The sequence below is a fragment of the Cupriavidus sp. 05N38 genome, assembly GCF_056397345.1.
The window spans coordinates 90,563-113,555 of sequence record NZ_JBFTNF010000030.1 but is presented as its reverse complement, the minus strand read 5'-3'; the positions used below and the strand labels follow the sequence as shown (position 1 = coordinate 113,555).

The window sequence follows — 22,993 nt, the reverse complement described above, 5'->3', positions numbered from 1 at the left end:
GAAAGCAATCGATGATCACGGGCCTTCTCAAGAAAGTCTTCGGCAGCCGCAATGAGCGGCTGATCAAACAATATGGCGGGACCGTCGCGCGGATCAATGCGCTGGAACCGAAGTTCGCGCCGCTGTCGGATGACGACCTGCGTGCCATGACCGAGACCTTCCGGCAGCGCCACCTCGCGGGAGAATCGCTCGAGGCGCTGTTGCCCGAGGCGTTCGCGGTGTGCCGCGAGGCCAGCAAGCGGGTCATGAAGATGCGCCACTTCGACGTTCAGCTGATCGGTGCAATGGTCCTGAACGACAACAAGATCGCCGAAATGCGCACCGGCGAAGGCAAGACCCTGACCGCCACGCTGGCGGTGTACCTGAACGCCCTCAGCGGCAAGGGCGTCCACGTGGTCACGGTCAACGACTACCTGGCCCAGCGCGACGCCGAGTGGATGGCGCGCCTGTACAACTTCCTGGGCCTGTCGGTCGGCGTGAACCTGTCGCAGATGCCGCATGACCAGAAGGCGGCTGCCTATGCCGCCGACATCACCTATGGCACCAACAACGAGTTCGGCTTCGACTACCTGCGCGACAACATGGTCTACGATCCGGGCCAGCGGGTGCAGCGTCCGCTGAACTACGCGATCGTCGACGAAGTTGACTCGATCCTGATCGATGAGGCGCGCACCCCGCTGATCATCTCGGGCCAGGCGGAGAACCACACCGACCTGTACCAGCGCATGAATGGCGTGCCCAAGCTGCTCGAGCGCCAGATCGGCGAGGAAAAGGCCGACGGCACCGGCGTCGAGAAGCCCGGCGACTACTTCGTCGACGAGAAGGGCCACCAGGTCTACCTGACCGAGGCCGGCCATGAGAAGGCCGAGGAAATCCTGGCGCAACAGGGCCTGATCGGCGAGGGCGAATCGCTCTACGCGCCGCAGAACATCACCCTGATGCACCACCTCTATGCCGCCCTGCGCGCACAGAGCCTGTTCCACCGCGACCAGCACTACGTGGTGCAGAACGACGAAGTCGTGATCGTCGACGAATTCACCGGCCGCCTGATGACGGGCCGCCGCTGGTCCGACGGCCTGCACCAGGCCGTGGAAGCCAAGGAAGGCGTGACCATCCAGCAGGAAAACCAGACGCTGGCCACGATCACCTTCCAGAACTACTTCCGCATGTACGAGAAGCTGTCCGGCATGACCGGCACGGCCGATACCGAAGCCTACGAGTTCCAGGAAATCTACGGCCTCGAAGTGGTGGTGATCCCGACCAACCGGGCCGCCCAGCGCAAGGACTTCCAGGACCAGATCTACAAGACCTCGAACGAGCGCTACGACGCCGTGGTGCGCGATATCCGCGACTGCTTCGACCGTGGCCAGCCGGTGCTGGTGGGCACGACCTCGATCGAGACTTCGGAATACCTCTCGGGCCTGCTGAACAAGGCGCAGCTGCCGCACCAGGTGCTCAACGCCAAGCAGCACGAGCGCGAAGCCGAGATCGTGGCCCAGGCCGGCCGGCCCAAGATGATCACCATCGCCACCAATATGGCGGGTCGCGGCACCGACATCGTGCTGGGCGGCAACGTGGAAAAGCAGGCCGGCTTCATCGAAGCCGACGACAGCCTGTCCGAGGCCGACAAGGCCGCGCGCGTCGCCCATCTCAAGGACGAATGGCAGTCGCTGCACGACCAGGTCAAGGCCGCGGGCGGCCTGCATATCGTCGGCACCGAGCGCCATGAGTCGCGCCGTATCGACAACCAGCTGCGCGGCCGTGCCGGCCGCCAGGGCGACCCGGGCTCGTCGCGCTTCTACCTGTCGCTGGACGACCAGCTGCTGCGCATCTTCGCCGGCGATCGCGTGCGCGCGATCATGGAGCGCCTGAAGATGCCCGAAGGCGAGCCGATCGAAGCCGGTATCGTCACGCGCTCGATCGAATCCGCCCAGCGCAAGGTCGAAGGCCGCAACTTCGACATCCGCAAGCAGCTGCTGCAGTACGACGACGTCGCCAACGACCAGCGCAAGGAAATCTACAAGCTGCGCAACGAGGTGCTCGAGTCGCAGGACGTCGGCGAGATGATCAAGAACCTGCGCGAGAGCGTGCTGGTCGAGATGTTCCGCGACCACGTGCCGGCGGATTCGATGGAAGAGCAGTGGGACATCGCCGGCCTGGAGGCCAAGCTGCGCGACGAATGGTCGCTCGACGTGCCGCTGGCCGCCACCATCGAGGCGGCGCAGAGCATCGAGGACGAGGAACTGCTGAACCAGATCGTGCGTGCCGCCGACGAACGCTATGAAGGCAAGGTCGGCCAGGTCGGCCGCGAATCCTTCGCGGGCTTCGAGCGCTCGGTCATGCTGCAGAGCATCGACACGCACTGGCGCGAGCACCTGGCCGCGCTGGATCACCTGCGCCAGGGCATCCATCTGCGCGGCTACGCGCAGAAGGATCCCAAGCAGGAATACAAGCGCGAGTCGTTCGAACTGTTCGCGCGCCTGCTGGACGTGATCAAGGTCGAAGTCACGCGCGTGATCTTCAACGTGCAGATCCAGTCGCCGGAAGAACTCGAGCAGGCCTCCGAGCAGATCGAGGAAGGCCTCCAGCACCTTGGCAACGTGCAGTACAAGCACGAGGAGTTCGACGAGGTCAGCCAGGCCGCGGAGCCCACCAGCGCGCCAGAGCGTGCCGGCATTGCCTACGCGGCCGCCGCCGAGGCGGCCGGCATGGCCAAGGTGGGGCGCAACGATCCGTGCCCCTGTGGCTCAGGCAAGAAGTTCAAGCAGTGCCACGGCAAGCTCAGCTGAGCCGCGCACGGTGAAGTCAGCAAACATGCCCGCGCAAGCGGGCATGTTCGTCAGGGGAGGGGCAAACGGCATGCCATGCGGCATGCACCGCGCCGCCGCCTGACACCAGAAACCAGCAACGACGAACGCATCGAGGAACGCAAATGGCCGTCAACCTGCCCCTGCCGCTGGCAGAGAACCTGAAACCTGTCGCCGGCGTCGAGCTCGGCTGGGCCGAAGCGGGCGTCCGCAAGGCCAACCGCAAGGACGTGCTGGTGGTGCGCGTGGCCGAGGGCAGCACCGTGGCCGGCGTGTTCACCCGCAACCGTTTCTGCGCCGCGCCGGTTCAGGTCTGCCGCGAGCACCTGGCCGCGGGCAAGGGCATCCGCGCGCTGGTGGTCAACACCGGCAACGCCAATGCCGGCACCGGCGAGCCCGGCCTGGCCGCGGCCCGCGCGACCTGCGATGCACTCGCCGCGCAACTCGGCATCGCCGCCGACCAGGTCCTGCCGTTCTCGACCGGCGTGATCCTGGAACCGCTGCCGGTGGACCGTATCGTCGCCGCGCTGCCCGCCGCCATCGCCGGCGCGAAGCCGGACAACTGGCTGGCCGCGGCCGAGTCGATCATGACCACCGACACCCAGCCCAAGGCTGCCTCGCGCACCGTGCAGATCGGCGGCAAGACCGTCACGCTGTCGGGCATCAGCAAGGGCGCCGGCATGATCCGCCCGAACATGGCGACCATGCTCGGCTTCGTCGCCACCGATGCCACGGTCGCGCAGCCCGTGGTGCAGGCGCTCGTGTCCTACGCGGCTGACCACTCGTTCAACAGCATCACCATCGACGGCGACACTTCGACCAACGACTCCTTCTTGCTGATCGCCAGCGGCAAGGCCGGCGCGCCGGCCATCGAGCGTGCCGAGGGCGCCGATTTCGAGGCGCTGCGCGCCGCGCTGACCGAGCTGGCGCAGGAACTGGCGCAGATGATCGTGCGCGATGGCGAAGGCGCCACCAAGCTGATGACCATCCGCGTGGAAGGCGGCAAGGACGTGGCCGAATGCCGGCAGATCGCCTATGCGGTGGCGCATTCGCCGCTGGTCAAGACCGCCTTCTACGCCTCGGACCCCAATCTCGGCCGCATCCTGGCCGCGGTGGGCTATGCTGGCGTGGACGATCTCGAAGTCGAGCGTGTCAACCTGTGGCTGGACGATGTCCTGGTGGCGCGCGACGGCGGGCGCAATCCCGACTATCGTGAAGAAGACGGCCAGCGCGTGATGAAGCAGGCCGAGATCACCGTGCGCATCGCGCTCGGCCGCGGCGCTGCCGCCGCCACGGTGTGGACCTGCGACCTGTCGCACGACTACGTTTCGATCAACGCGGACTATCGTTCGTAAGCCATGCCGCGCGGCGGCTCCCGCGCAGGGAGCCGCCTGGTCCTGCATCCCCGTATTTCCGCCTTCCTGCCCAGCTGCCATGTCCGACCTCGCCTCCCGCCTCGACAGTTTTCTCGCACGCCTTGAACAATGGTTGCCGCCCCAGCTGACCGATTCGGACTGGGAGCAGGCCGTCGCGTTTCGCTGGCGCAAGCGGCAAAGCCTGTTCGGCAACATCGGCTACCTGCAGGCGATCCGCCAGCTGCCGCCGATCCATCTCGACGACCTCAAGAACATCGAGCGCCAGAAGGACGCCATCGTCGCCAACACGCGCCAGTTCGTGCAGTGCCTGCCGGCCAACAATGTGTTGCTGACCGGTGCGCGCGGCACCGGCAAGTCGTCGCTGATCAAGGCCTGCCTCAACGCCTTCGTCAAGGACGGGCTGCGCCTGGTGGAAGTGGACAAGGATGACCTGGGCGACCTCGGCGATATCGTCGAGCAGCTGTCCGGCCGGCCCGAGCGCTTCGCCATCTTCTGCGACGACCTTTCCTTCGAGGAGGGCGAGTCGGGCTACAAGTCGCTGAAGTCGGCGCTCGACGGCTCGGTGGCGGCGCAGTCGGACAATGTGCTGATCTACGCCACCTCCAACCGCCGCCACCTGCTGCCCGAGTACATGAAGGACAACGAGACCTACCGCCACACCGACGACGGCGAGATCCATCCCGGCGAAGTGGTGGAAGAAAAGATCTCGCTGTCCGAGCGCTTCGGCCTGTGGCTGTCGTTCTACCCGCCCAAGCAGGACGAATACCTGGCCATCGTGGGCCATTGGCTCGGCCACTTCGGCTGCAGCGCCGAGGACGTTGCCGCGGCGCGCGGCGATGCGCTGGTATGGGCGCTGGAACGCGGCTCGCGCTCCGGCCGCGTGGCCTGGCAGTTCGCGCGCGACTGGGGCGGCAAGCATGGCAAGCCGTTCGTCGCCTCGCCGGAAGGCCAGGCATGAGCGAGACCGCGCAGGATGGCGCCGCGGCAGGCGCGGCACGGAAGGTGACCGAGGTAGCTGTCGGCGTGATGGTGCAGCCTGGCGGCCGCTTCCTGCTGGCGCAGCGCCCGGCCGGCAAGCCCTACGAAGGCTACTGGGAGTTTCCTGGTGGCAAGCTCGAGCCGGGCGAATCGGTGGAAGAAGCGCTGGCGCGCGAGTTGCACGAGGAACTCGGCATCGAGGTCTCGCAATGCGTGCGCTGGCATGTGCTCGAGCACGACTACCCGCACGCCTATGTGCGCCTGCATTTCTGCAAGGTCACGGCGTGGTCGGGCGAACTGGTAGGACGGGAGGGGCAGGCTTTTTCGTGGCAGTCGGCGCCGGTGGCCGTCGGGCCCTTGCTGCCGGCCACGGTGCCGGTGGTGGACTGGCTGGCCGAGGAAGGCAAGCGCTAGACATCAGGGCGGAGCCGCGGCTTGCGGCCCTCTTTGCCCTAGTCTTCGTCTTCTTCCTGTCCCGGGGCGGGATTCTCGCCGGGCTTGCCGCCGATCACGTACTTCTCCGAAGCCCACGCGCCCAGGTCGATCTGCTTGCAGCGCTCAGAGCAGAACGGACGGAATTTGTTCTCGGGTACCCAGGCCACGTCCTTGGCGCAGGTGGGGCATTTGACTGTTGCCATTGCTTCAGAAATTGCAGAGTTTGAGCAGGAAGGGAATGTCGGCATCGACCGAGCGCGGGCGCAGGTCGCCGTCCTGCTGCGTGAAACGGACCCACAGCATGTACTTGTTGGCGCTCATCTCCGGGATGAAGGCCAGCAGTGAGTCGTCCAGCAGCACCTGCATCAGCTGGTAGCTGCGGCCGGACAGCATCTGCTGGTAGCTGCCGCCGGTGGCGATCACCTTGCCGCTCTGGCCAGACTCGCGCAGCAGCCGCAGCACGGTGTTGGTGCCCATGCGCAGCGGCACCAGCGGACGCGCCCACTTGAGGATGTCCGAGCGGCGGTCGTCGGCGGGGCGGTGCTGCCAGGCGTAGTAGGCCGGCAGGTCGAATTCGCAGGTGCCGCCGGGGATGATGGCGCGGCTGCGGATGCTGGTCAGCCACTCGTTGTCGGTCAGCAGCTGGCCGGCCTTGCCCACCAGCTGGTTGAGCTGCGACATGGCCTGCTCAATCTCGCCGATGATCGCGTCCAGCGCGCCCTGGTCGATCTGCGGGTTGGCGCGCAACGCGGCCAGTGCCTGGCGCTGGCGCTCCAGTTCCTTGAGCAGGTCGGTCTTCAGGTCCGCGCGGCCGGCCACGTCGATGATCTCGAACAGTGTCGTCAGCGCCACGTGATGCTGCAGGGCGTGATCCTGGCCGAGGAAATAATCCAGGCGATCGAACAGGTCTTCCAGGCGCAGGAGGGTCCTGATGCGTTCGTTGAAAGGATATTCGTACAGAATCAAGTGATATGTCCGGGCAGCAGGGGCAGATTGGCAGGGAGTCGAAAGGACCGATCGGGGCGGACCCGCGATCCGGCCAGTATGCGGCCATTTCCCGCGTGTATCCAGCGCATTCTATGCGAGTCCGTGTATGGCGACAACGAAACGGCCGACTAAAGGTGCATCGCGCGCCACCGGGTATGGCCGGTGCTCAGCCGGGGGCGAGGCTGCGGTAGAGCCGGTCGAGCCGTTCCACTTGCGGGGCGAGGGCGTCGGCCGGGCCATCGTTGTCGACCACGTCGTCGGCACGGGCCAGGCGCTCGCCGCGTCGGGCCTGCCTGGCCATGATCGCCTCGACCTGTTCGCGCGTGAAGCCGTTGCGCGCCATCACGCGGGCCACCTGCGTGGCTTCGCTGCAGTCGACCACCAGCACACGGTCCACGCGCGCCGCCCATGAGCCAGACTCGACCAGCAACGGCACCACGTAGATGAGATAGGGATGCAGTGCCGCCGCACGGATGCTGGCGGCGCGGCTTTCGGTCAGCTGGCGGATCAGCGGATGGGTGATGCCTTCGAGCCGCGCCTTGGCGGCCGGGTCGGCAAACACCAGTTCGCGCATGGCGTTGCGGTCCATTGCGCCGTCCGCGCGCAGGCAGCCGGGGCCGAAGGCTTCGCGCAGCGCGGGAATGGCCAGGCCGCCCGGCGCGGTGATCTCGTGCGCGAGCAGGTCGGTGTCGATCAGGGCGGCGCCGCGCGCGGCGAACAGGTCCGCCACGCGGGTCTTGCCGGAGCCGATGCCTCCGGTCAGTCCGATTTGCAGCATGTCTATCTCGAGGCTTGCGTGGGTTGGCGGCGTGCCGGTCAGCCTGCGATGCCCAGCGGCAGCACATTGGCGCCGAAGAACAGCACCAGCATGCCGGCGCCGGCGATATAGGGGCCGAAGGCGAAATGCGTATCGCGATCCTGCCGGCGCAGCGCGATATTGGCAAGGGCGAATACCAGTCCCACCACTGACGACAGTAGTACCAGCGCCGGCAGCGCCTGCCAGCCGAACCAGCCGCCCAGCGCCGCCATCAGCTTGAAGTCGCCGTATCCCATGCCTTCCTTGCCGCGCAGCAGCTTGAACACCCAGTAGACCGTCCATAGCAGCAGGTAGCCCGCGGCCGCACCGATCACGGCATCGGCCAGCGGCGCGAACAGGCCACCCAGGTTCAGCAGCAGGCCCAGCCACAGCAGCGGCAGGGTGATCTGGTCCGGCAGCAACTGGGTGTCGGCGTCGATCAGGGTGAGGGCGATCAGGGCCCAGATCAGGGCGATGGCCGCCAGCGCCTGCCAGGTCGGCCCGAAGTGGGCGGCGGCCAGCGCGGTGAGCAGCGCGGTGCCGGCCTCGACCAGCGGATAGCGCTTGCCGATGGGCGCGCCGCAGGCCGAGCAGCGCCCGCGCAGCACCAGGTAGCTCAGCACCGGGATGTTCTCCAGCGCGCCGATCGCGTGGCCGCAATGCGGGCAGGCCGAGCGCGGCACCATCAGGTTATAGGTGTCGGGGTGGGGCAGCGGATCATCGCGCAGCGAGGCGATGTAGTTGGCCTCGTCGTACTCCATCATGCGCGGCAGGCGGTGCACCACCACATTGAGGAAGCTGCCGACCATCAGGCCGAGCAGCGCGGCGCCGGCAAGCAGGAACCCGGGCGGCAGCACCGCCAGCGTTTCGATGGCGTGCGCGGGCGCCGCCAGCGAGGAGATCGCGCCAGCGGCGCCGTCCGTCGAAAACAGCCACTGCATGCCTTAGACCACCTGTCCCAGTTTGAAGATCGGAAGATACATCGCCACCACCATGCCGCCGATCAGCACGCCCAGCACCACGATGATGAGCGGCTCGATCAGGCTGGAGATGGCGGCCACGGCGTCGTCCACCTCGCGCTCGTAGAACTCGGCCACCTTCAGCAGCATATTGTCCAGCGCGCCGGATTCCTCGCCGATCTGCGTCATCTGCAGGACCATGTTGTCGAACACATGGGTGGCCTGCATGGCGTTGGTCAGGCTGGTGCCGATGCGCACCGACTGCTCGATCTCCTTGGTGGCGTCGTAGTAGACCCAGTTGCCGGCGGCACCGGCCACGGATTCCATCGACTCCACCAGCGGCGTGCCGGCGGCGAACATGGTGGCCAGCGTGCGCGTCCAGCGCGCGATCACGGCCTTGCGGAACAGCGAGCCGAAGATCGGCAGCCTGAGCAGCATGCGGTCGCTGGCGCGCTGCACCTTCTCCGAGCGTTTCAGGCTGCGCACATAGAGCCCGATGCCGAAGATCGGCACGCCGATCACGATGTACCAGTTGTCGACGAAGAAGTCCGACATGGCGATCACGGCCAGGGTCGGCGCGGGCAGGTTGGCGCCGAAGCTCGAGAACACGCCCTTGAACGCCGGGATCACGAAGATCATCAGGATCACCGTCACGGCGAAGGCCACCGTCAGCACCGCGATCGGGTAGATCATGGCCGACTTGATCTGGCTTTTCAGCGCGATGGTCTTTTCCATATAGAGCGACAGGCGCTCCAGCAGGGCGTCGAGGATACCGCCCTGTTCGCCGGCATCGATCAGGTTGCAGTAGAGCGTGTCGAAATAGCGCGGGTGGCGGCGGAAGGCCTGCGCCATGCTGCTGCCGGATTCGATGTCGAAGCGGATCTCGGACAGCAGCTGGGTGAAGTTGGGGTTGGCGTGGCCGCGCGCGATGATGTCGATCGACTGCAGCAGCGGGATGCCGGCCTTGAGCATGGTCGAGAGCTGGCGCGTGAAGTACGCGATGTCCTTCTCGGTGATCTTGCGCCCGCGCGCGGCGCGCCGCTTCTTGAGCTTGACGACGGTGAGGCCCTGCTTGCGCAGCGTGGCGTTGACCTCGGCCTGGCTCTCGGCACGCAGCTCGCCCGAGAAGGCCTTGCCCTTGCGGTCCTTGCCTTCCCACTCGAAGATGTACTGCGTGGGCGCTTTACGCCCCGATTTCCCCTTGGGCGCAGCCGCCTTGCGAGCGGCGGCGGCTGGTGCGCGTGTCGCCATGATTGACCCCTAATGACATTCTTTGTTGTTTTACATATTGGTTGTGGCCAGCACTTCTTCCAGCGAGGTGACACCCAGTTTCACCTTCGCCAGGCCGGCTTCGCGCAACGATAGCACGCCATCGCGACGCGCCTGTTCGGCGATCTGCAACGCCGAGCCGTGCGCCAGGATGATCTGTTGCATGGCCTCGGTGATGGGCATTACCTGGTAGATGCCGCAGCGGCCCTTGTAGCCGCTGCCGTTGCAACGCTCGCACCCGACCGGGTGGTAAGGCTGCCAGCTACCGTCGAGATCCTGTTCCCGGAAGCCTGCATCGATCAGCACCTCGGGCGCCAGATCGCCGGGCCGCTTGCAGGTGCACAGGCGGCGCGCCAGCCGCTGCGCCGTGATCATGAGCACGCTCGAGGCGATGTTGAATGGCGCCACGCCCATGTTCATCAGGCGCGTGAGCGTGGTCGGCGCATCGTTGGTGTGCAAGGTGGAGAACACCAGGTGACCGGTCTGCGCGGCCTTGATCGAAATGTCGGCGGTTTCCAGGTCGCGGATTTCGCCGACCATGATGATGTCGGGATCCTGCCGCAGGAACGAGCGCAGCGCGGCGGCGAAGGTCAGGCCCGCCTTGTCGTTCACGTTGACCTGGTTGATGCCGGGCAACTGGATTTCCGCCGGATCCTCCGCCGTGGAAATATTGATGTCGTCCTGGTTGAGGCGGTTCAGGAAGGTGTACAGCGACACCGTCTTGCCGCTGCCGGTGGGGCCGGTTACCAGCACCATGCCGTAGGGACGCTTGATGACTTCCAGCAGCATCGCCTTCTGCGCCGGCTCGTAGCCGAGCTGGTCGATGTCCAGCTTGTCGGAGGACGACTCCAGGATCCGGATCACGATCTTCTCGCCGAACAGGGTCGGCAGCGTGGAGACGCGGAAGTCGATCGCCTTCTCCACGACTTCCTTCGCTTCCTTGCTGTCCTTGTCGGCGTTCTTGTCCTTGGGCAGCGCGATCAGCAGCTTCATGCGGCCGTCCTGCGGCACGCGCTTCTCGGAGATGTCCAGGCGCGACAGCACCTTGATGCGGGTGGCGATCTTGTCGCGGATGTCGAGCGGCGGGCGTGCCACTTCCTGCAGCACCCCGTCGACGCGAAAGCGGATCCGGTAGAAGGTCTCGAATGGCTCGAAGTGCAGGTCGGAGGCGCCGCGGTGGAAGGCTTCGGTCAGCAGCTTATGGAGGAAGCGCACCACCGGCGCGTCGTCGATATCGCCTGCGGTCTTGTTGCGCAGCGCGGCGGCGGAAGCGACCGGGTCGTACTCGATCCTCTTCTGCTCAGCCTGCACCGGCGTGAGCGACTTGAGCGTGCCGCCGCTGTCGTCGCTGGCCGAGCGCACATATTGCATGAGCTTGTCGTGCTCGACCACGACCGCATCCACCGGCAGGTTGTACTTCTGCTTGATGGCGTCGAGTCCGGCCTGGTTGCCCGGGTCGGACAGCGCCAGCAACAGCCGGTTCTCGCGCCGGCCCAGCGGCAGCAGCCGGTGCGCGTGGAACTCGCGGTTGCCCGCCAGCGTCGGCGGCACCTTGTTGAGGTTGTACTGATTCAGATCGATCAGCGGCAGCTGATATTTATCAGCCGCGAAGATCGCCACATCATGTGCAGTCATGGTGCCGCTGGCGATGATCTCGTCGATCAGCTGCGACTTTTTTTCTCGTGCCGACTGTTCAAGCTGGGCGAGCAGGGCCGGCGCGATGCGCCGGCTCTGTGCAAGAGCTAGACCAAGTGTCATGGCAAAAAACTAACGGCCGGCAAGCGACCGAAGGACCCCGAATCGGGGCAGTTTGCCGGCGGGGTCACTTTTTGTAAAGGCGAGGCGGGACCGGCGTTGGCGTTTGCGCGACACGGGCGCAACCCTACTTGCGCGGGGGGAGGGCAGGCTGGCCGGGAAATCGATGGCGCCGAATAAAGGCGCGCCAGACGGGGGCCAGACGAAAAAAAGCCGCACATTGCTGTGCGGCTTTTTCTCTTACGGTCTTGTCGACCGTGAAACTGGTCGGGGTGAGAGGATTCGAACCTCCTCATTCCCTTGCAAATCAAGGACTTAGCCTTGATGTGGTGTTACAGTTGGAACACTTTAGTGTAACATCGCAAGTCGGTCTTGCAAAGGGCCTGACGCGCAGCCCCCGACTGGCATTCCCACTACTACTTTACCAAGCATGGCAAAGTCTCAAAAACCTGATGTGATCGAGCGTCTCTACGATACGCTGTTGGATAAATCGACCGGAAACCTTTCGCGAACGGTCGTCACCAATGGGGACATTATTGAGGCCATCGCGTGGTGCAAAACCAACAAGGAGTCGACGCTGTCGGTAAAAAACCCCGCGAATTTCCTGAAGGACATTATTCGCGGGAAAAACGCATCAAACATGTGGCCGGATCGCTTGAAGGACTTGAGGATCGGGGCGCGGCAGGTTACCGGAAACGGAAATGTGTTTGAATTCGTGCCCTATGCGGCCGATCAGACCGAGCCGTTTCCAAGCCGATTTGGCTATCACGCAGACGTTTGGCACCATCAAATCCAAAGTATCTCGATGCCACAGGCAAGCAAAGCCTTGGGGCGCGATGATGAGACGTATTTGATTCAAGTGGCGGTGAAACTGGCCGTCGTCGAAACACATTTCGCCTTGCGATCACCGATTGATGTTGTCGAGCTTACTCACCTTCAAATCGGCATCAAACTACGTCTTTGCGAAGTGGACGCGCTTTTTGCTGCAACTTACCGAGACGAGCATGGTGACTTGCAGCGCATGATAATCACTGCCGAAGCGAAAAATAAGGATCAACGTATCTTGGAGGAGCAGATAATCCAGCAGGTGAAAGCTGCATTCAATGAAACGTCCGTTGATCTGGTTGTGCCAATCGCCTTGACGGCTGCTGCAACGGGCATCTATGTAGCCGAATTTAAAGGCGTTTATCGGGACGCCCTTAAAGACTTCGATGCCCTTGAGTTGGAGCAGGAGGCGCTGTACGAACTCAAGCCGTCTGTTCAAGGAGTTTGATCTCCTCCTCCGCTTCTGGCCTGTCGTCCCACTGTTTCCGCTTCGGTGCACCTTTCTTGTCGCGTTTGCCAATCGGAGTCACGATGCCGAAGTAGGTCGAGGCTTCGCCCATGTCCATCCTGAGCAAGTCTGGGTCGCCCAGGCGTACTACAGCGTCGGGTATTGAGGGCTCGTAGCCTGCGGCCTTAATAAGTGCAGAAGCGACGGCGCGTGCGAGGGGCGCGGGGACAGCGTTTCCGATTTGGCGGGCGCCGTGCCACTTCGTGTGGTGCAACCTGAACCAATCGGGAAATCCATGAAGGCGCGCCATTTCCCGCACGGTTATGCAGCGTTCGAATTCGTAGTGTATGGGGCGTGGTGACGTGAACGCTCCTCGGGCGCTGTCCGTCCCGGCGCGCAGAGTATTACTGACCCCGTTACGGGGGAGCTTAAAAAAGCGAGAAATAGGCTCGACGCTACCTTCCTCCGTCTCTCCAAAACGGCGACGGGAGATGGCAGTGTGGTCCGTACGCATGCTGCTTGTTAGAAGCGACCGATTCCACTCGCGGGGGTAAGAGAAATCCCACGCTGCACGTTTAGCACCGCGAAGATGCTTGGCATACTCGCTTGCCTTGCCCCATTTGACTTTTGCTGTGTCCGATACCAGCAATTCGTCAAACGCTTCTGCGTCCGGAATGTCATTGAGGGCGTCATAACAAGAGGGCCCTTCCGGTAGCCCGAGCAGTACTTTCTGCGAGCCGGCTGGGCGGAACAATTCCGGAGGGTACTCAGGGAGCGTGCAGCCCTTCTTGCACCCCATCAGGATCAGGCGTTCGCGGTACTGCGGCGTGCCAAAGTGAGCCGCATTGAGCACTTTCCATGGCAGGCGAATCTCATAGCCAATCGACGAAAATGCTTCGATCAACTCTTGTAAGAATTGGGCGTGCTTGCCGACTGTGATGCCTTTGACGTTCTCAAAGACGAAGGCCTGCGCATCAAGTTCGTGCACCAGTCGCACGAAGTGACGCACCAGTGCGTTGCGTGGGTCGTCTAGGGCGCGGCGCCCGATCATCGAGAAGCCCTGGCACGGAGCGCCGCCGAATACGACGTCCACCCGGCGTTTGCCGATGCCAGCAGCCTTTCGGATGTCTCGGCCCGATAGGTGTTCGACCGAGCGTGGAATCACCGCGCAGTGCGGGAAATTGAAAGCGTGGACGGCGGCATGGATGGGGTCGATTTCGACGGCTGCTACCACGTCAAAGCCCGCTTGCTCGAAGCCAAGGGACAGTCCCCCTGCTCCGGCGAACAAATCAATCCCAATCGGTCGGCTCATCTCTCTTCCTCTACGGCAATTTACTAGAGCCGAATCGTACCGGAATGTCATGCTGATGTCGATCGAATCTTGGACGGCGACCCCAAGAATGCGACAAGTCTCAACTCTAGCAGTTGGGTGTCTTTTAGTTCGCATTGCCATACCGTCAATACACGCCAGCCTTCATCTTGAAGCGCAGCGAGGTTCCTTGAGTCTCTCGCCCGATTGGCCTGGATTTTCGGCGCCCAGTAGTCCAGCGACGATTTGGGAAGCCTGCCCTTCTTGCACCCGTGTCCATGCCAGTAGCATCCATGGATAAATACAGCGACTTTTCGCCCTGAGAACACGATGTCAGGCGTGCCGGGCAGCCCCCGAACATGGATGCGGTAGCGGTAGCCCAGCCGGTGCAGAAGTCTCCGTACGACCAACTCTGGCCCCGTGTTTCGAGTGCCAACTGATCGCATGATCTTGCTTCGCTGATCTGGGGTTCGTGTATCAACCATTGATTGCGGGCTGCGGACTTCGTTTTCGCTAGCTTAGCGCGACGCGGCCCGACCCAAATTTTGATTGGCATTTCTGCGAGGCCACGCACCGCGCACGCGAGGCAGTTTTCCCCCGTATGCACCCTCCCTAACGCCTCCGCGAATCGACGCAGGCACGCACATGAAACGCGTAGCGCCCGCGCCCGCATGAAACGCGACACACGCGTAGGCCGCACCGGGCCGTAGTCTGCTCCGAATACGACCGATTACGGAGCAGCGCGAAACCGCTCCGTTGGTTGTCACGAAAGTCCTTGACGCGAGATTCGGAGCGCATACAATTCGGAGCACCTATTACGGAGCAACACCATGACTGCACGCACCTACCTCTACACCCGCGTCTCGACGGACGGACAGACCACCGAGAACCAGCGCCTACTGGCCGAGCAGGCCGGATACCGAGTCGAGCCGAAGCGCGTTCATTCCGAGGTAATCAGCGGCACGGTCCCGGCAATGGAGCGGCCTACGTTTGCCAAGCTGGTAGACAAACTGGAGGAAGGGGACGCCCTTGTAGTCGCCAAGCTGGACCGCCTGGGCCGGAATGCATCTGACATCGACCGCACGGTGGAGATGCTGCGCGGCATGGGCGTGCGGGTGGTGGTGCTGGACTTGCCTGTCATGGAAGTCACCAGCGCGGCGGGGGACTTGGTGCGCCGCATGTTCGCCGCCTTCGCGCAGTTCGAGAGGGACCAGCTTGTAGAGCGCACACACGCGGGCTTGGCGAGGGCAAAGTCCGAGGGCAAGGTGCTGGGCCGGAAGCGCGGCCTAGCCAAGTACGCTGAGGAGCACGGGCGCGAATTGGCCGATGTGGTGGCCGAGGTACTGGCCCGCAAGGCGGCAGGCGAGTCCCTGCGCGAGCTTGGCACGGCCTACGGCGTTAGCGGACAGACGATCCTGCGTGAGATTCAGCCTGCCGGCTGACGGTGGATAGCTCGCGCCCTGGATGCGGCGGCGGGCAGTGCCCGCGCTTGCGCGAACGGCTGCACCCCTCCCGTACAGACTATTGCAGGTCCGCCAACGCCCCGCGCTGTTACAAAAAAGTTAGGCAGGGGACACAAGCGGCGCACAGCAGCCGGACCGAAGTTGGTCAATCCGTCCACTTCGCCTACCCGAAAACCCTTATGGGGAGCCAATTCCTACATTTTTCCCGAATACATACAACGTCGAAGCGACGCGGAATCCAGCGTCACCTGCCTTGCAATGTGCCTGCGGTGGGTACGTAGAGAGACGTTGATTAGGGATGGCTGGGCCGCCTAGTATTCGGTCCTCGCGTAGACAGACGCGAACGGGCTTGGCCGCCTGGAACCCAAAGACGCACAGCCGCCACGCGCGGCGCTATCATCTGTGCGCTGCCTCCGCACGCCCCCCCCCTCAATGGCGGGCCGGGGGCGGGGACACCTTCGGGTGTGCCGGTATCCTTTGGGGCCGGTCGGCCAACCCCGCCTTCGGCCCGCCGCCCGTATCTTGGCCGATGCACGGCGGGCCTCCAACGATCCCAAAGGAGGCCGCACCATGCGCCACGCAGTAGCACAAGCACGCGAGCAAGTTACCCAGCAAGCCCCCAGCACATACAGCCAAGCCGAGTACGACGCCGCCTACGGCATCGGCCAATTCGGAGCCAAGTATTGGCCCGCCGCACGCAAGGCCATGCCCGAGGGCAGCACCATGCTGGACTGGCGGGACAAGTGCGCACGGGACTTCATCGCCAGCATGAGTGCGGAGGGTCACGGGCTGCTGCCGTCGATGCTGGCGGGGTTCTACGATGAGGCGGAGGACCGTTTTGGACTGAGCCGGACGGCCGGTGAGTCGCATTGCGTCATTTCAGCGGGGGATACGGTGCTGTGCATCGACGTGGAGGACGCCGAGGACTGGCTGACGCTGGGCAAGGCGTACCCGGTGCAGGCCGTTATCGGGACTGCGCTGGTCATCACCGACGACAGCGGCGACCCCGAAGCACGGCACCACGCCTCGCACTTCGTGGCCGTCTGAGACACCGGCCTTGCGCCGGGATGGATTCCATGGGGCTGGCCTGCGGGCCAGCCCATTTAGCTTTCTGAAGCGTACCGACAGGCGCATGCCGGCATTGATTCCCCGGATTCCATTCCGTCCTCTGACCGAGACAGAACCACCCGACCACTTTCCGGGCAGCGTGCGTCCGGCATCTGTTTTTCGTTTCTCTCGCCGCGTGCCAGACACCTCGACCCATGAAGACGCGCCTGCGGGGCAACAGATCCCTCTCTTTTGTTTTCGTCCTCTGACCGAGACAGAGAAACGCAGTACGACTGGCCCGCGTCAAGGGCACGACACCCACAGGGGGATGGCTGCGAGGCTATCGGGTGCGCAGGCAGGGCACTACAAGGAACACCAAGCTCATCTCAGGGTCAGGAATCCGCGTATCCCGCTTTCGATGCGAACAGGCAAGGAGAATTATCTGTTCGAGCAGGAGGCAGGCGAGGGATACAGGAAAAACCAGCTATCTAGGGTCAGAGGTGCTAACCCCGAGGAGTAGAGACTGGCGATTCCACGCTGTGGCGCTATCAATTGCTGCCATGTCTCGGTAGCCCATTTACCCATCCAACTGAAATTACGGCGCACAAGATGCGCCGCACGACCCCATTGAGGAGAGAGTATGAACACTCAGGTACACCCCCTTGAACATGACACGAGCGAGGCGGCCCGCTTTGCCGTGCAGTCGCACCCGAGCACCCGAGCCGAGTACCGCCGCCTGGTAGAGAAGCTGACCGGCCACCTGCCGACCTGGGCCGCACGAAAGAAACCGGGGCGAAAGCCCAACGCAGAACGGTCCCCGCTGAGCGTAGCCATCGGCGGGGCCGCTGAGTGACGGGCCGTACCGACAAACCAGCGTGGCCTAACGGCGAGGCACACTCGATGCGCGAGCATCAAGCACGACGATACAGGGCGAGACGGGCCGCGGAACTGAGCGTGTCGCTTCAGCAGGCGGCGCGGCGAAACGCCGCCATTATCGAGGACAGACTCGCGGGGATGAGCACACAAGAGATTGCAGGGAAATACAACGTGTCCGCCAGCCTTGTGTCCCTCATTACAGCCACCTGCGAACCGTTTCGTGCGTAGCCACCGCGTCGCCCCAATCGCCCCCTCAACCCACCTTCAAGCCCCGGCCCAGCGCCGGGGTTCTCATTTTATGGCGTTGCATCAACCGGCGCGCCTGACACAAGGAGATTCACAATGGCAATTCCCGATTCCTTCGCCCTCAACTCCAGTGGGCAGGTAGTTCTTCAGGACTCGGTGCAGGCGAGTGGTCTGGCCACCCAGCTAGACGGTAGCGGCAGCAATGCCGTACCGACGGCGGTGGGCGCAGGCGTCCCGACGACCGACTTCGCCGGCATCGCACAGACTGGCATGAAGACGCTGGAGGCAGTGAACAAGCTTGCGGAAGGCGCTCTGAAGCCGTACGTCGAGCGCATGGAGAAGCAGCAGTACTACGAGGGGATGTCCAAGGTCGCGCAGGGGCAGGCTCTCCAGCAGATCGAGAAGGACGACCCGTGGTACATGAACATCTTCGGCCCGTCGGCCACGGTGCGCGGCGCGCAGGCTATGACGGCCACGACCGCGCTCCAGCAGGCCGAGACGGAGTTCATGGGCAACATGGAATCGCTGCGCCAGCAGTCCCCGGATGCGGTACGGAAGTTCCTCGTGAACCAAGCTGCGACGATGGGCAACACTGGCGACCCGCTGGTGGACGCCACGGTACAGGCCAAGCTGGCCGAGTCGTGGGGACCCATGCTCAAGACGCACATGCGGGAGCACCTCGCGTGGCAGCAGACGGACATGATGGACAAGCAGACGAACCAGAACCTGTCCATCGGAAACGGGCTGACCGCGCAGCGGAAGGCTGCTTCCACCGGCTGGGACCCGACTGAGCAGGAGACGGCGTACGCCAACGCGGTCGCAGCCTCCTCGCCAGCCCCGGGCCAGACCCGTGACTCGTGGAATCGCGGCATGACGCAGTCGCTTGTGGCGAATCTCCGCAATGGCAACTTCGACTACTACAACGCGGTAAAGGCCAGCCCGCTGTGGGGCCAACTGGACGTGAAGGTGCGGGAGCAGATCGAGGACTCCATGCCGCAGTACGTGGCGAAGGATGCGCAGCAGAACCCGGCGACCACGACCATCACGAACAACATCGCCGGCTTCGAGTTCAACCTCGCACACGGTGCCACGGGCATCACGACCGAGCACGAACTGGATGCTCACATCGACGGGTACAACGAACAGTTCAAGAGCCGCACGGGCGCGAGCGAGCCGTTCATCAACAACACGAAGCGGGCCGCGCTGCACAAGCAGTGGCTAGCCGGCCAGGACGCGATGCAGAAGGCCACGGCCAAGGCAGGCGCAGCGGACAGCAAGTACCTCGACTCAGCGAACGTCGCCGCTATGGCCTTCACCACGGGCAACTACGCCAGCATCAAGGGTATCGAACTCGACCCGAAGGCCGTGGCCGACGTGATGAACGAGTCGTTCGACCGTGAGGTGGGCAGCGGGGACGCGGGGCGCACGACGAACTACTTCCGCCGCGCCGCACAGGCGTCCCCGGATGAGAAGCTGCAAAGCCCCAAGTTCAAGATGATGCTGGATTCCGGCATCAGCGGGTTCCTGACGGGCGGCAGCGCGGCCCCGTCCAAGGCGCAGATTCAGGCGCTGGGCTGGGCCGCTGAACTGTACAAGTCCGGCGAGAACGGCCCGGAGGCACTGACGAATTACCTCGGCGCGGAGAAGGCGGCGAAGGTGGCCGGTTTCCTGAGCAGCGGCGTGGACTTGAACGACCCGAAGGGCGTTGTCGAGTTCCGCACCGCGCTACAGAAGGGTCGCGCCGACCTGTCGCCCACCTCGGACGAGCGCAAGGCGGTGCGGTCGGTGATCTCTGCGGAGAACCCCGGCTGGCTCAAGCAAGTCGTCCCGTTCATGGGTCCCGGCCAGCTTACCAAGTACAAGCTGACGGACGAGGTGGTAGCCAACCTTGCGAAGACGGTGGCCCCGGATGCGGTGCGCTACGCCACGGCGTACAACGTGCCGCTTGAGACGGCCACCAAGATCAAGCTGGCCGACACGATCAAGAACGCCGACCTGCTGCCAGGCACGATCATCCCCGCGCAGCACAACGTGCAGGGCGAATCGTCGCTGAACGCCGCAGTCAACCGGATCATCCCGGGCGGCGGTGTGCAGTCCACTCAGGTGTACCAGTCCGCCGTGCAGAACGTCATCGACGCGCAACTCACTGCCGGCGTGAAGGCGAAGGGCGGCGACATGGCGAACTTCGACCCGAAGGAGTACGTCATCCGCAGTGGTCGGCAAGTCGGCAACGGCGTGCTCACCGTGTTCATGTTCCCGAAGGACGACACGAAGGCCGCGCTACAGGGGCCGACCATCGTGAATCTCATGCCGCAGCCGGTGGCTGATGAGATTACCCGACTGACCAAGGAGAAGGGGACCCGGAAGACACCCGCTCCGGGCACCAATCCCGGCCTCGACCCAACGTTCGAGGACCGCCGCAAGGAGGCCATGCGCAGGGCTGGTATAACCGACTAATAGAGCGACTCCAACAGATGGAAGCTGGCGGGTTTCTCTTCCCGAAGGAAATCCGTCAGTCATCGTGCGGCCTAGATTTGCGGGGAAGGGTGTGAGAGGGTCGCCCTTCACTGGGCGCAGTGCGGCCCGACTCAAGCTAGTGCTGTTGTATTCAGCAGTTCATCCATCCGGCTGTCTATTCTCGCCTTGAGTGCAGCATCCGTTTGTGCAGCGCTAGTGAATGCTGCGACGGCTCGGAAGTAGTCTCGGATGAGCGTGGCCACGCTTATCAAGACGAGATCACCGCCATCCGTTCGATGCGGCCCATTGTCAAGGTAGCCGAATTTCTTCGGCGGCGCTTTCTGGCGGTGTAGATCGGCAACTGTAGAGAACTGGTGCAGGACGGCGCAACGGGCAGCGTACACGTCTTTGCCGGCGTATTGGTATGCCCCGGTCGCATCCGCTTTTAGGTAGGAGTCTACCCATCGATAGAAGTCCGTCCTACCCTGTTTCTCCGTGCCCACAGGGAGCGAGAGCCATGCCATCGTGTCAATACCGACGTAGACCATCGCCAGTGCGGCTATCGTCGCCCCGCCATCTTGTGCCTTTCGCACTTGGTCGAGCATGTCCAGAATTGGCTTGTAGCCATTGTTTGGTGACGTTGCCATCGTGCGAACCCTCGTGCGACATCCGATTCGGAGATTCTAGCTGAGCAGCCAGTAAGCCCTTACCACTATGGGCGGCTGCCACCCGCCTGTAGTGGGGTGTTGGGGCTGCACAACGCGAGCGCGCAACATTCTCGGGTAGATTTGCAGCAGGCGCGCGTTTCATCCGCGTCTGCAGCGCTATCGCGCCGCTCACAGAACAATAAGAGGTAGGGGCAATGGGTCGAAGGAGAAAAGAGGCGGCGTTGAGCGATGTATTGCTGCATGCCCCTTGGTGGGTGTCCATCATGCTTGCCATAGCCAGCTACATCGCCCTCTATGGGCTTCTGCCCTCGATGTTCGCGGCGAATCCGTACCTACTCGGTATTGCCATGATGAGCCGAGGGTTAGCCTGGATTCCGGCGACGCTACTCTGTTTCATCGCGCTCTTGTCTTACATCCGCGAGCGACGGCAGAGCCAAGGAGCGACCACGCCACTCAAGCCATCGCCCAAGGCGCGGCGTGCACAGACTGCTCGAAGCTCTCAAGCGCCTTCCAGGCCCGCGTCGAAGGTCTCGCCCGCTGACACCGTGAGGGACATGTTGAGGCAGGGCGTCGATGGTGCGGCACAGGCGGTAGCGGAGCCAGTACGTCCGGAAGTCAATAGTTGGTCCCTTGATGCGCTCCGACTCCTAGAGTGGAAGCGATTCGAGTTACTTTGCGTCGGGTACTACGAGGCAATGGGGTTCACCGTCAAGACTGTCCCGCACGGCCCGGACGGCGGGATCGATGCCACCTTGTACAAGGCGGGGCTTGAGACTCCGGTGGCTGTCGTCCAATGCAAGGCATGGAACAAGCCGGTGAAGGTGGAGCAGGTCCGCGCCCTCGGCGGCGTTATGCATGAGCATAAGGTGAAGCGAGGCGTCTTCTGGTCACTGTCCGGCTATGTCGGGCGGCCTGTGCAGGAGTCGGCCGAGCGGGCCGGTATTCAATTGCTTGACGGGGATGCCATTGTTGAGCGGATTCGGGCACTCGATCATTACAAGCAGGCGACGTTGCTGGCGCAGGCATTCAAGGGCGACTACTGGACGCCGACATGCGCCGCCTGTGGGGTGAAGTTGGTTGAGCGCGAAGGGAAGGGCGGGCCGTTTTGGGGTTGCAGGAACTATCCCCGTTGTAAGATCAAGCTGGCCCGCGCCGCATGACTGCTGAATCAGTCCAGCTTGGCCGCCAAGTCTTTGACTTGCAGGTGCGTGTACCGAGCCAGCATTCGTATGTCCTTGTGGCCCGTGATCGTCGCCACCTCCATTTGTGACAGACCCTTCTCGAAGAGCCGGCTGGTGGCCTCGTGGCGCAGATCGTGAAAACGGAAGTTCTCCAGCCCGGCGCGCTTCACCATGCGTGTGAACGCGAGTTTGAATGCGTTGACCGTGAGGCCGGGGAAGACGGGGCCGGAGTCGAGTTCTCCAGCGCCGCCGAGTTCGTGGGCGGCGACTCGCCTCAGAGCGATGAGCACCTCCATTGCGCGCCTGGACAGAGGGACGCCGCGCGGCGTGCCGTTCTTCGTCGCGATGAGTTGGATTGACCGATGGGCGAGGCTGACGCGATTCCACTGAAGGTCGAGTATCTCGCTACGGCGCATGGCAGTTTCTAGTGCTAAGTCTAAGATCGAAACGATGTAGGGGTTCCGCGTCTCCTCGCCTGCCCGCCGCAGGGCTGTCTCCTCGGGCGGAGATAGTCGGCGCACGCGCCCCGGTGGGTTCTTGGGGCGGCGAACGGAAATCAGGACGCTCTTGCAGAGGGCTACATCCCACTCATAGACGGCCAGCTTGAACACCGCGTTGAGGATGTTCAGTTCCCGGTTGACTGTGCTTGGCGCGACATGTTGTAGCCGCTGCTCCGTCCATTCCTTGATGTCCCGACGAGTGAGGTTCTCAAGGTGGACGCGGGCGAGTGGGTACTTCAGGATGCTGCGCGTGTGGTTGACCTCGGCCTCTGCTCCCTTCTTGTGGGCAGTCTCCTCGTGCAGGTTCCGATGCAGCAAGTCGGCCACAATACGCGGACGCTGCTTGAACTCAGCTATTAGCTTTACGTGGGCTTGTTCTCTGGCGGCTTCACGCGAACGCGCCCTCAGTTCAGGCTCAGTGGCCCGCAGCCACGCCTCTGCCTCCTCCCGGCTGGGAAAGGAGCGTGAAATGATCTTGAAGCCTTTGAGGCGTATCTTGGCTTGATACGTGACGATGCCCTTGCTGTTTGTGCGCTTAACGAGCGTGCCCATTCGTTGTCATCCTTCTGAAAGTGGATGCACAGGTAATGGGTGCTTTGCGCTCCGGTCCT

20 protein-coding genes are annotated in these 22,993 nt (G+C 63.5%); 10 read left to right on the top strand and 10 right to left on the bottom strand.

The genetic code is table 11. The features are described 5' to 3' along the window. Positions 1-11: 11 nt before the first annotated feature. The 4 genes from secA (at position 12) to AC1DK4_RS22110 (ending at position 5,575) form a co-directional block, all read left to right on the top strand. Positions 12-2,789 (top strand): preprotein translocase subunit SecA, encoded by a 2,778-nt coding sequence (gene secA, locus AC1DK4_RS22125; RefSeq protein ID WP_441617855.1) that lies wholly within the window; start codon positions 12-14, stop codon positions 2,787-2,789. A 143-nt stretch (positions 2,790-2,932) separates the two neighbouring features. Then, positions 2,933-4,162: a bifunctional glutamate N-acetyltransferase/amino-acid acetyltransferase ArgJ gene (gene argJ, locus AC1DK4_RS22120; protein WP_441617853.1), complete on the top strand. Its 1,230-nt coding sequence runs from the start codon at positions 2,933-2,935 to the stop codon at positions 4,160-4,162. A gap of 79 nt (positions 4,163-4,241) precedes the next feature. Then, positions 4,242-5,141 (top strand): ATP-binding protein, encoded by a 900-nt coding sequence (locus tag AC1DK4_RS22115; RefSeq protein ID WP_441617851.1) that lies wholly within the window; start codon positions 4,242-4,244, stop codon positions 5,139-5,141. Further along, a complete protein-coding gene (locus AC1DK4_RS22110; RefSeq protein WP_441617849.1) occupies positions 5,138-5,575 on the top strand; it encodes an NUDIX domain-containing protein in 438 nt (145 codons plus the stop codon). Before AC1DK4_RS22115 ends, AC1DK4_RS22110 begins: the two co-directional genes overlap by 4 nt. A gap of 38 nt (positions 5,576-5,613) precedes the next feature. On the opposite strand, the gene AC1DK4_RS22105 is transcribed toward AC1DK4_RS22110, so the two are convergent. From AC1DK4_RS22105 to pilB, 6 genes are all read right to left on the bottom strand, one after another. Continuing rightward, positions 5,614-5,799 (bottom strand): DNA gyrase inhibitor YacG, encoded by a 186-nt coding sequence (locus AC1DK4_RS22105; protein ID WP_441617847.1) that lies wholly within the window; start codon positions 5,797-5,799, stop codon positions 5,614-5,616. Positions 5,800-5,803: 4 nt separating this feature from the next. Then, complete coding sequence (zapD, locus tag AC1DK4_RS22100) at positions 5,804-6,562, bottom strand: cell division protein ZapD (protein WP_441617845.1); 759 nt, start codon at positions 6,560-6,562, stop codon at positions 5,804-5,806. Between the two features lie 187 nt (positions 6,563-6,749). Next, a complete protein-coding gene (gene coaE, locus AC1DK4_RS22095) occupies positions 6,750-7,361 on the bottom strand; it encodes a dephospho-CoA kinase (RefSeq protein ID WP_441617843.1) in 612 nt (203 codons plus the stop codon). A gap of 38 nt (positions 7,362-7,399) precedes the next feature. After that, positions 7,400-8,320: a prepilin peptidase gene (locus AC1DK4_RS22090; protein WP_441617841.1), complete on the bottom strand. Its 921-nt coding sequence runs from the start codon at positions 8,318-8,320 to the stop codon at positions 7,400-7,402. A 3-nt stretch (positions 8,321-8,323) separates the two neighbouring features. Beyond that, positions 8,324-9,589, bottom strand: a complete 1,266-nt coding sequence (locus AC1DK4_RS22085; RefSeq protein WP_441617839.1) for a type II secretion system F family protein — start codon at positions 9,587-9,589, stop codon at positions 8,324-8,326. 30 nt (positions 9,590-9,619) lie between these two features. Continuing rightward, on the bottom strand, positions 9,620-11,365 hold the full coding sequence (gene pilB, locus AC1DK4_RS22080; protein WP_441643358.1) for a type IV-A pilus assembly ATPase PilB: 1,746 nt from the start codon (positions 11,363-11,365) through the stop codon (positions 9,620-9,622). A gap of 427 nt (positions 11,366-11,792) precedes the next feature. Here pilB and AC1DK4_RS22075 point away from each other — a divergent pair, with 427 nt between their 5' ends. Next, the gene (locus tag AC1DK4_RS22075; RefSeq protein ID WP_477131783.1) at positions 11,793-12,635 is read left to right on the top strand and encodes a hypothetical protein; all 843 of its coding nucleotides are present in this window, start codon (positions 11,793-11,795) and stop codon (positions 12,633-12,635) included. Here the strand turns inward: AC1DK4_RS22075 and AC1DK4_RS22070 are convergent. Next, positions 12,610-13,947, bottom strand: coding sequence for a DNA cytosine methyltransferase (locus AC1DK4_RS22070; RefSeq protein WP_477117012.1), 1,338 nt, complete (start codon positions 13,945-13,947; stop codon positions 12,610-12,612). The genes AC1DK4_RS22075 and AC1DK4_RS22070 overlap by 26 nt on opposite strands. Before the next feature lie 47 nt (positions 13,948-13,994). Next, positions 13,995-14,429: a very short patch repair endonuclease gene (locus tag AC1DK4_RS22065; protein WP_477117013.1), complete on the bottom strand. Its 435-nt coding sequence runs from the start codon at positions 14,427-14,429 to the stop codon at positions 13,995-13,997. Between the two features lie 345 nt (positions 14,430-14,774). Between AC1DK4_RS22065 and AC1DK4_RS22060 the strand changes: the two genes are divergently transcribed. From AC1DK4_RS22060 to AC1DK4_RS22045, 4 genes are all read left to right on the top strand, one after another. Further along, complete coding sequence (locus tag AC1DK4_RS22060) at positions 14,775-15,386, top strand: recombinase family protein (RefSeq protein WP_477131782.1); 612 nt, start codon at positions 14,775-14,777, stop codon at positions 15,384-15,386. Positions 15,387-15,977: 591 nt separating this feature from the next. Continuing rightward, positions 15,978-16,454: a hypothetical protein gene (locus tag AC1DK4_RS22055; RefSeq protein ID WP_477117015.1), complete on the top strand. Its 477-nt coding sequence runs from the start codon at positions 15,978-15,980 to the stop codon at positions 16,452-16,454. 640 nt (positions 16,455-17,094) lie between these two features. Next, on the top strand, positions 17,095-17,307 hold the full coding sequence (locus tag AC1DK4_RS22050) for a hypothetical protein (RefSeq protein WP_477117016.1): 213 nt from the start codon (positions 17,095-17,097) through the stop codon (positions 17,305-17,307). 365 nt (positions 17,308-17,672) lie between these two features. After that, positions 17,673-20,033: a hypothetical protein gene (locus AC1DK4_RS22045; RefSeq protein WP_477117017.1), complete on the top strand. Its 2,361-nt coding sequence runs from the start codon at positions 17,673-17,675 to the stop codon at positions 20,031-20,033. 131 nt (positions 20,034-20,164) lie between these two features. Here AC1DK4_RS22045 and AC1DK4_RS22040 read toward each other — a convergent pair whose 3' ends face one another. Continuing rightward, positions 20,165-20,680: a hypothetical protein gene (locus AC1DK4_RS22040; protein ID WP_477117018.1), complete on the bottom strand. Its 516-nt coding sequence runs from the start codon at positions 20,678-20,680 to the stop codon at positions 20,165-20,167. Positions 20,681-20,922: 242 nt separating this feature from the next. On the opposite strand from AC1DK4_RS22040, the gene AC1DK4_RS22035 reads away from it, so the two are divergent. Further along, positions 20,923-21,861: a restriction endonuclease gene (locus tag AC1DK4_RS22035; RefSeq protein ID WP_477117019.1), complete on the top strand. Its 939-nt coding sequence runs from the start codon at positions 20,923-20,925 to the stop codon at positions 21,859-21,861. Positions 21,862-21,869: 8 nt separating this feature from the next. On the opposite strand, the gene AC1DK4_RS22030 is transcribed toward AC1DK4_RS22035, so the two are convergent. Further along, positions 21,870-22,934, bottom strand: a complete 1,065-nt coding sequence (locus AC1DK4_RS22030) for a site-specific integrase (protein ID WP_477117020.1) — start codon at positions 22,932-22,934, stop codon at positions 21,870-21,872. Positions 22,935-22,993 lie beyond the last annotated feature (59 nt).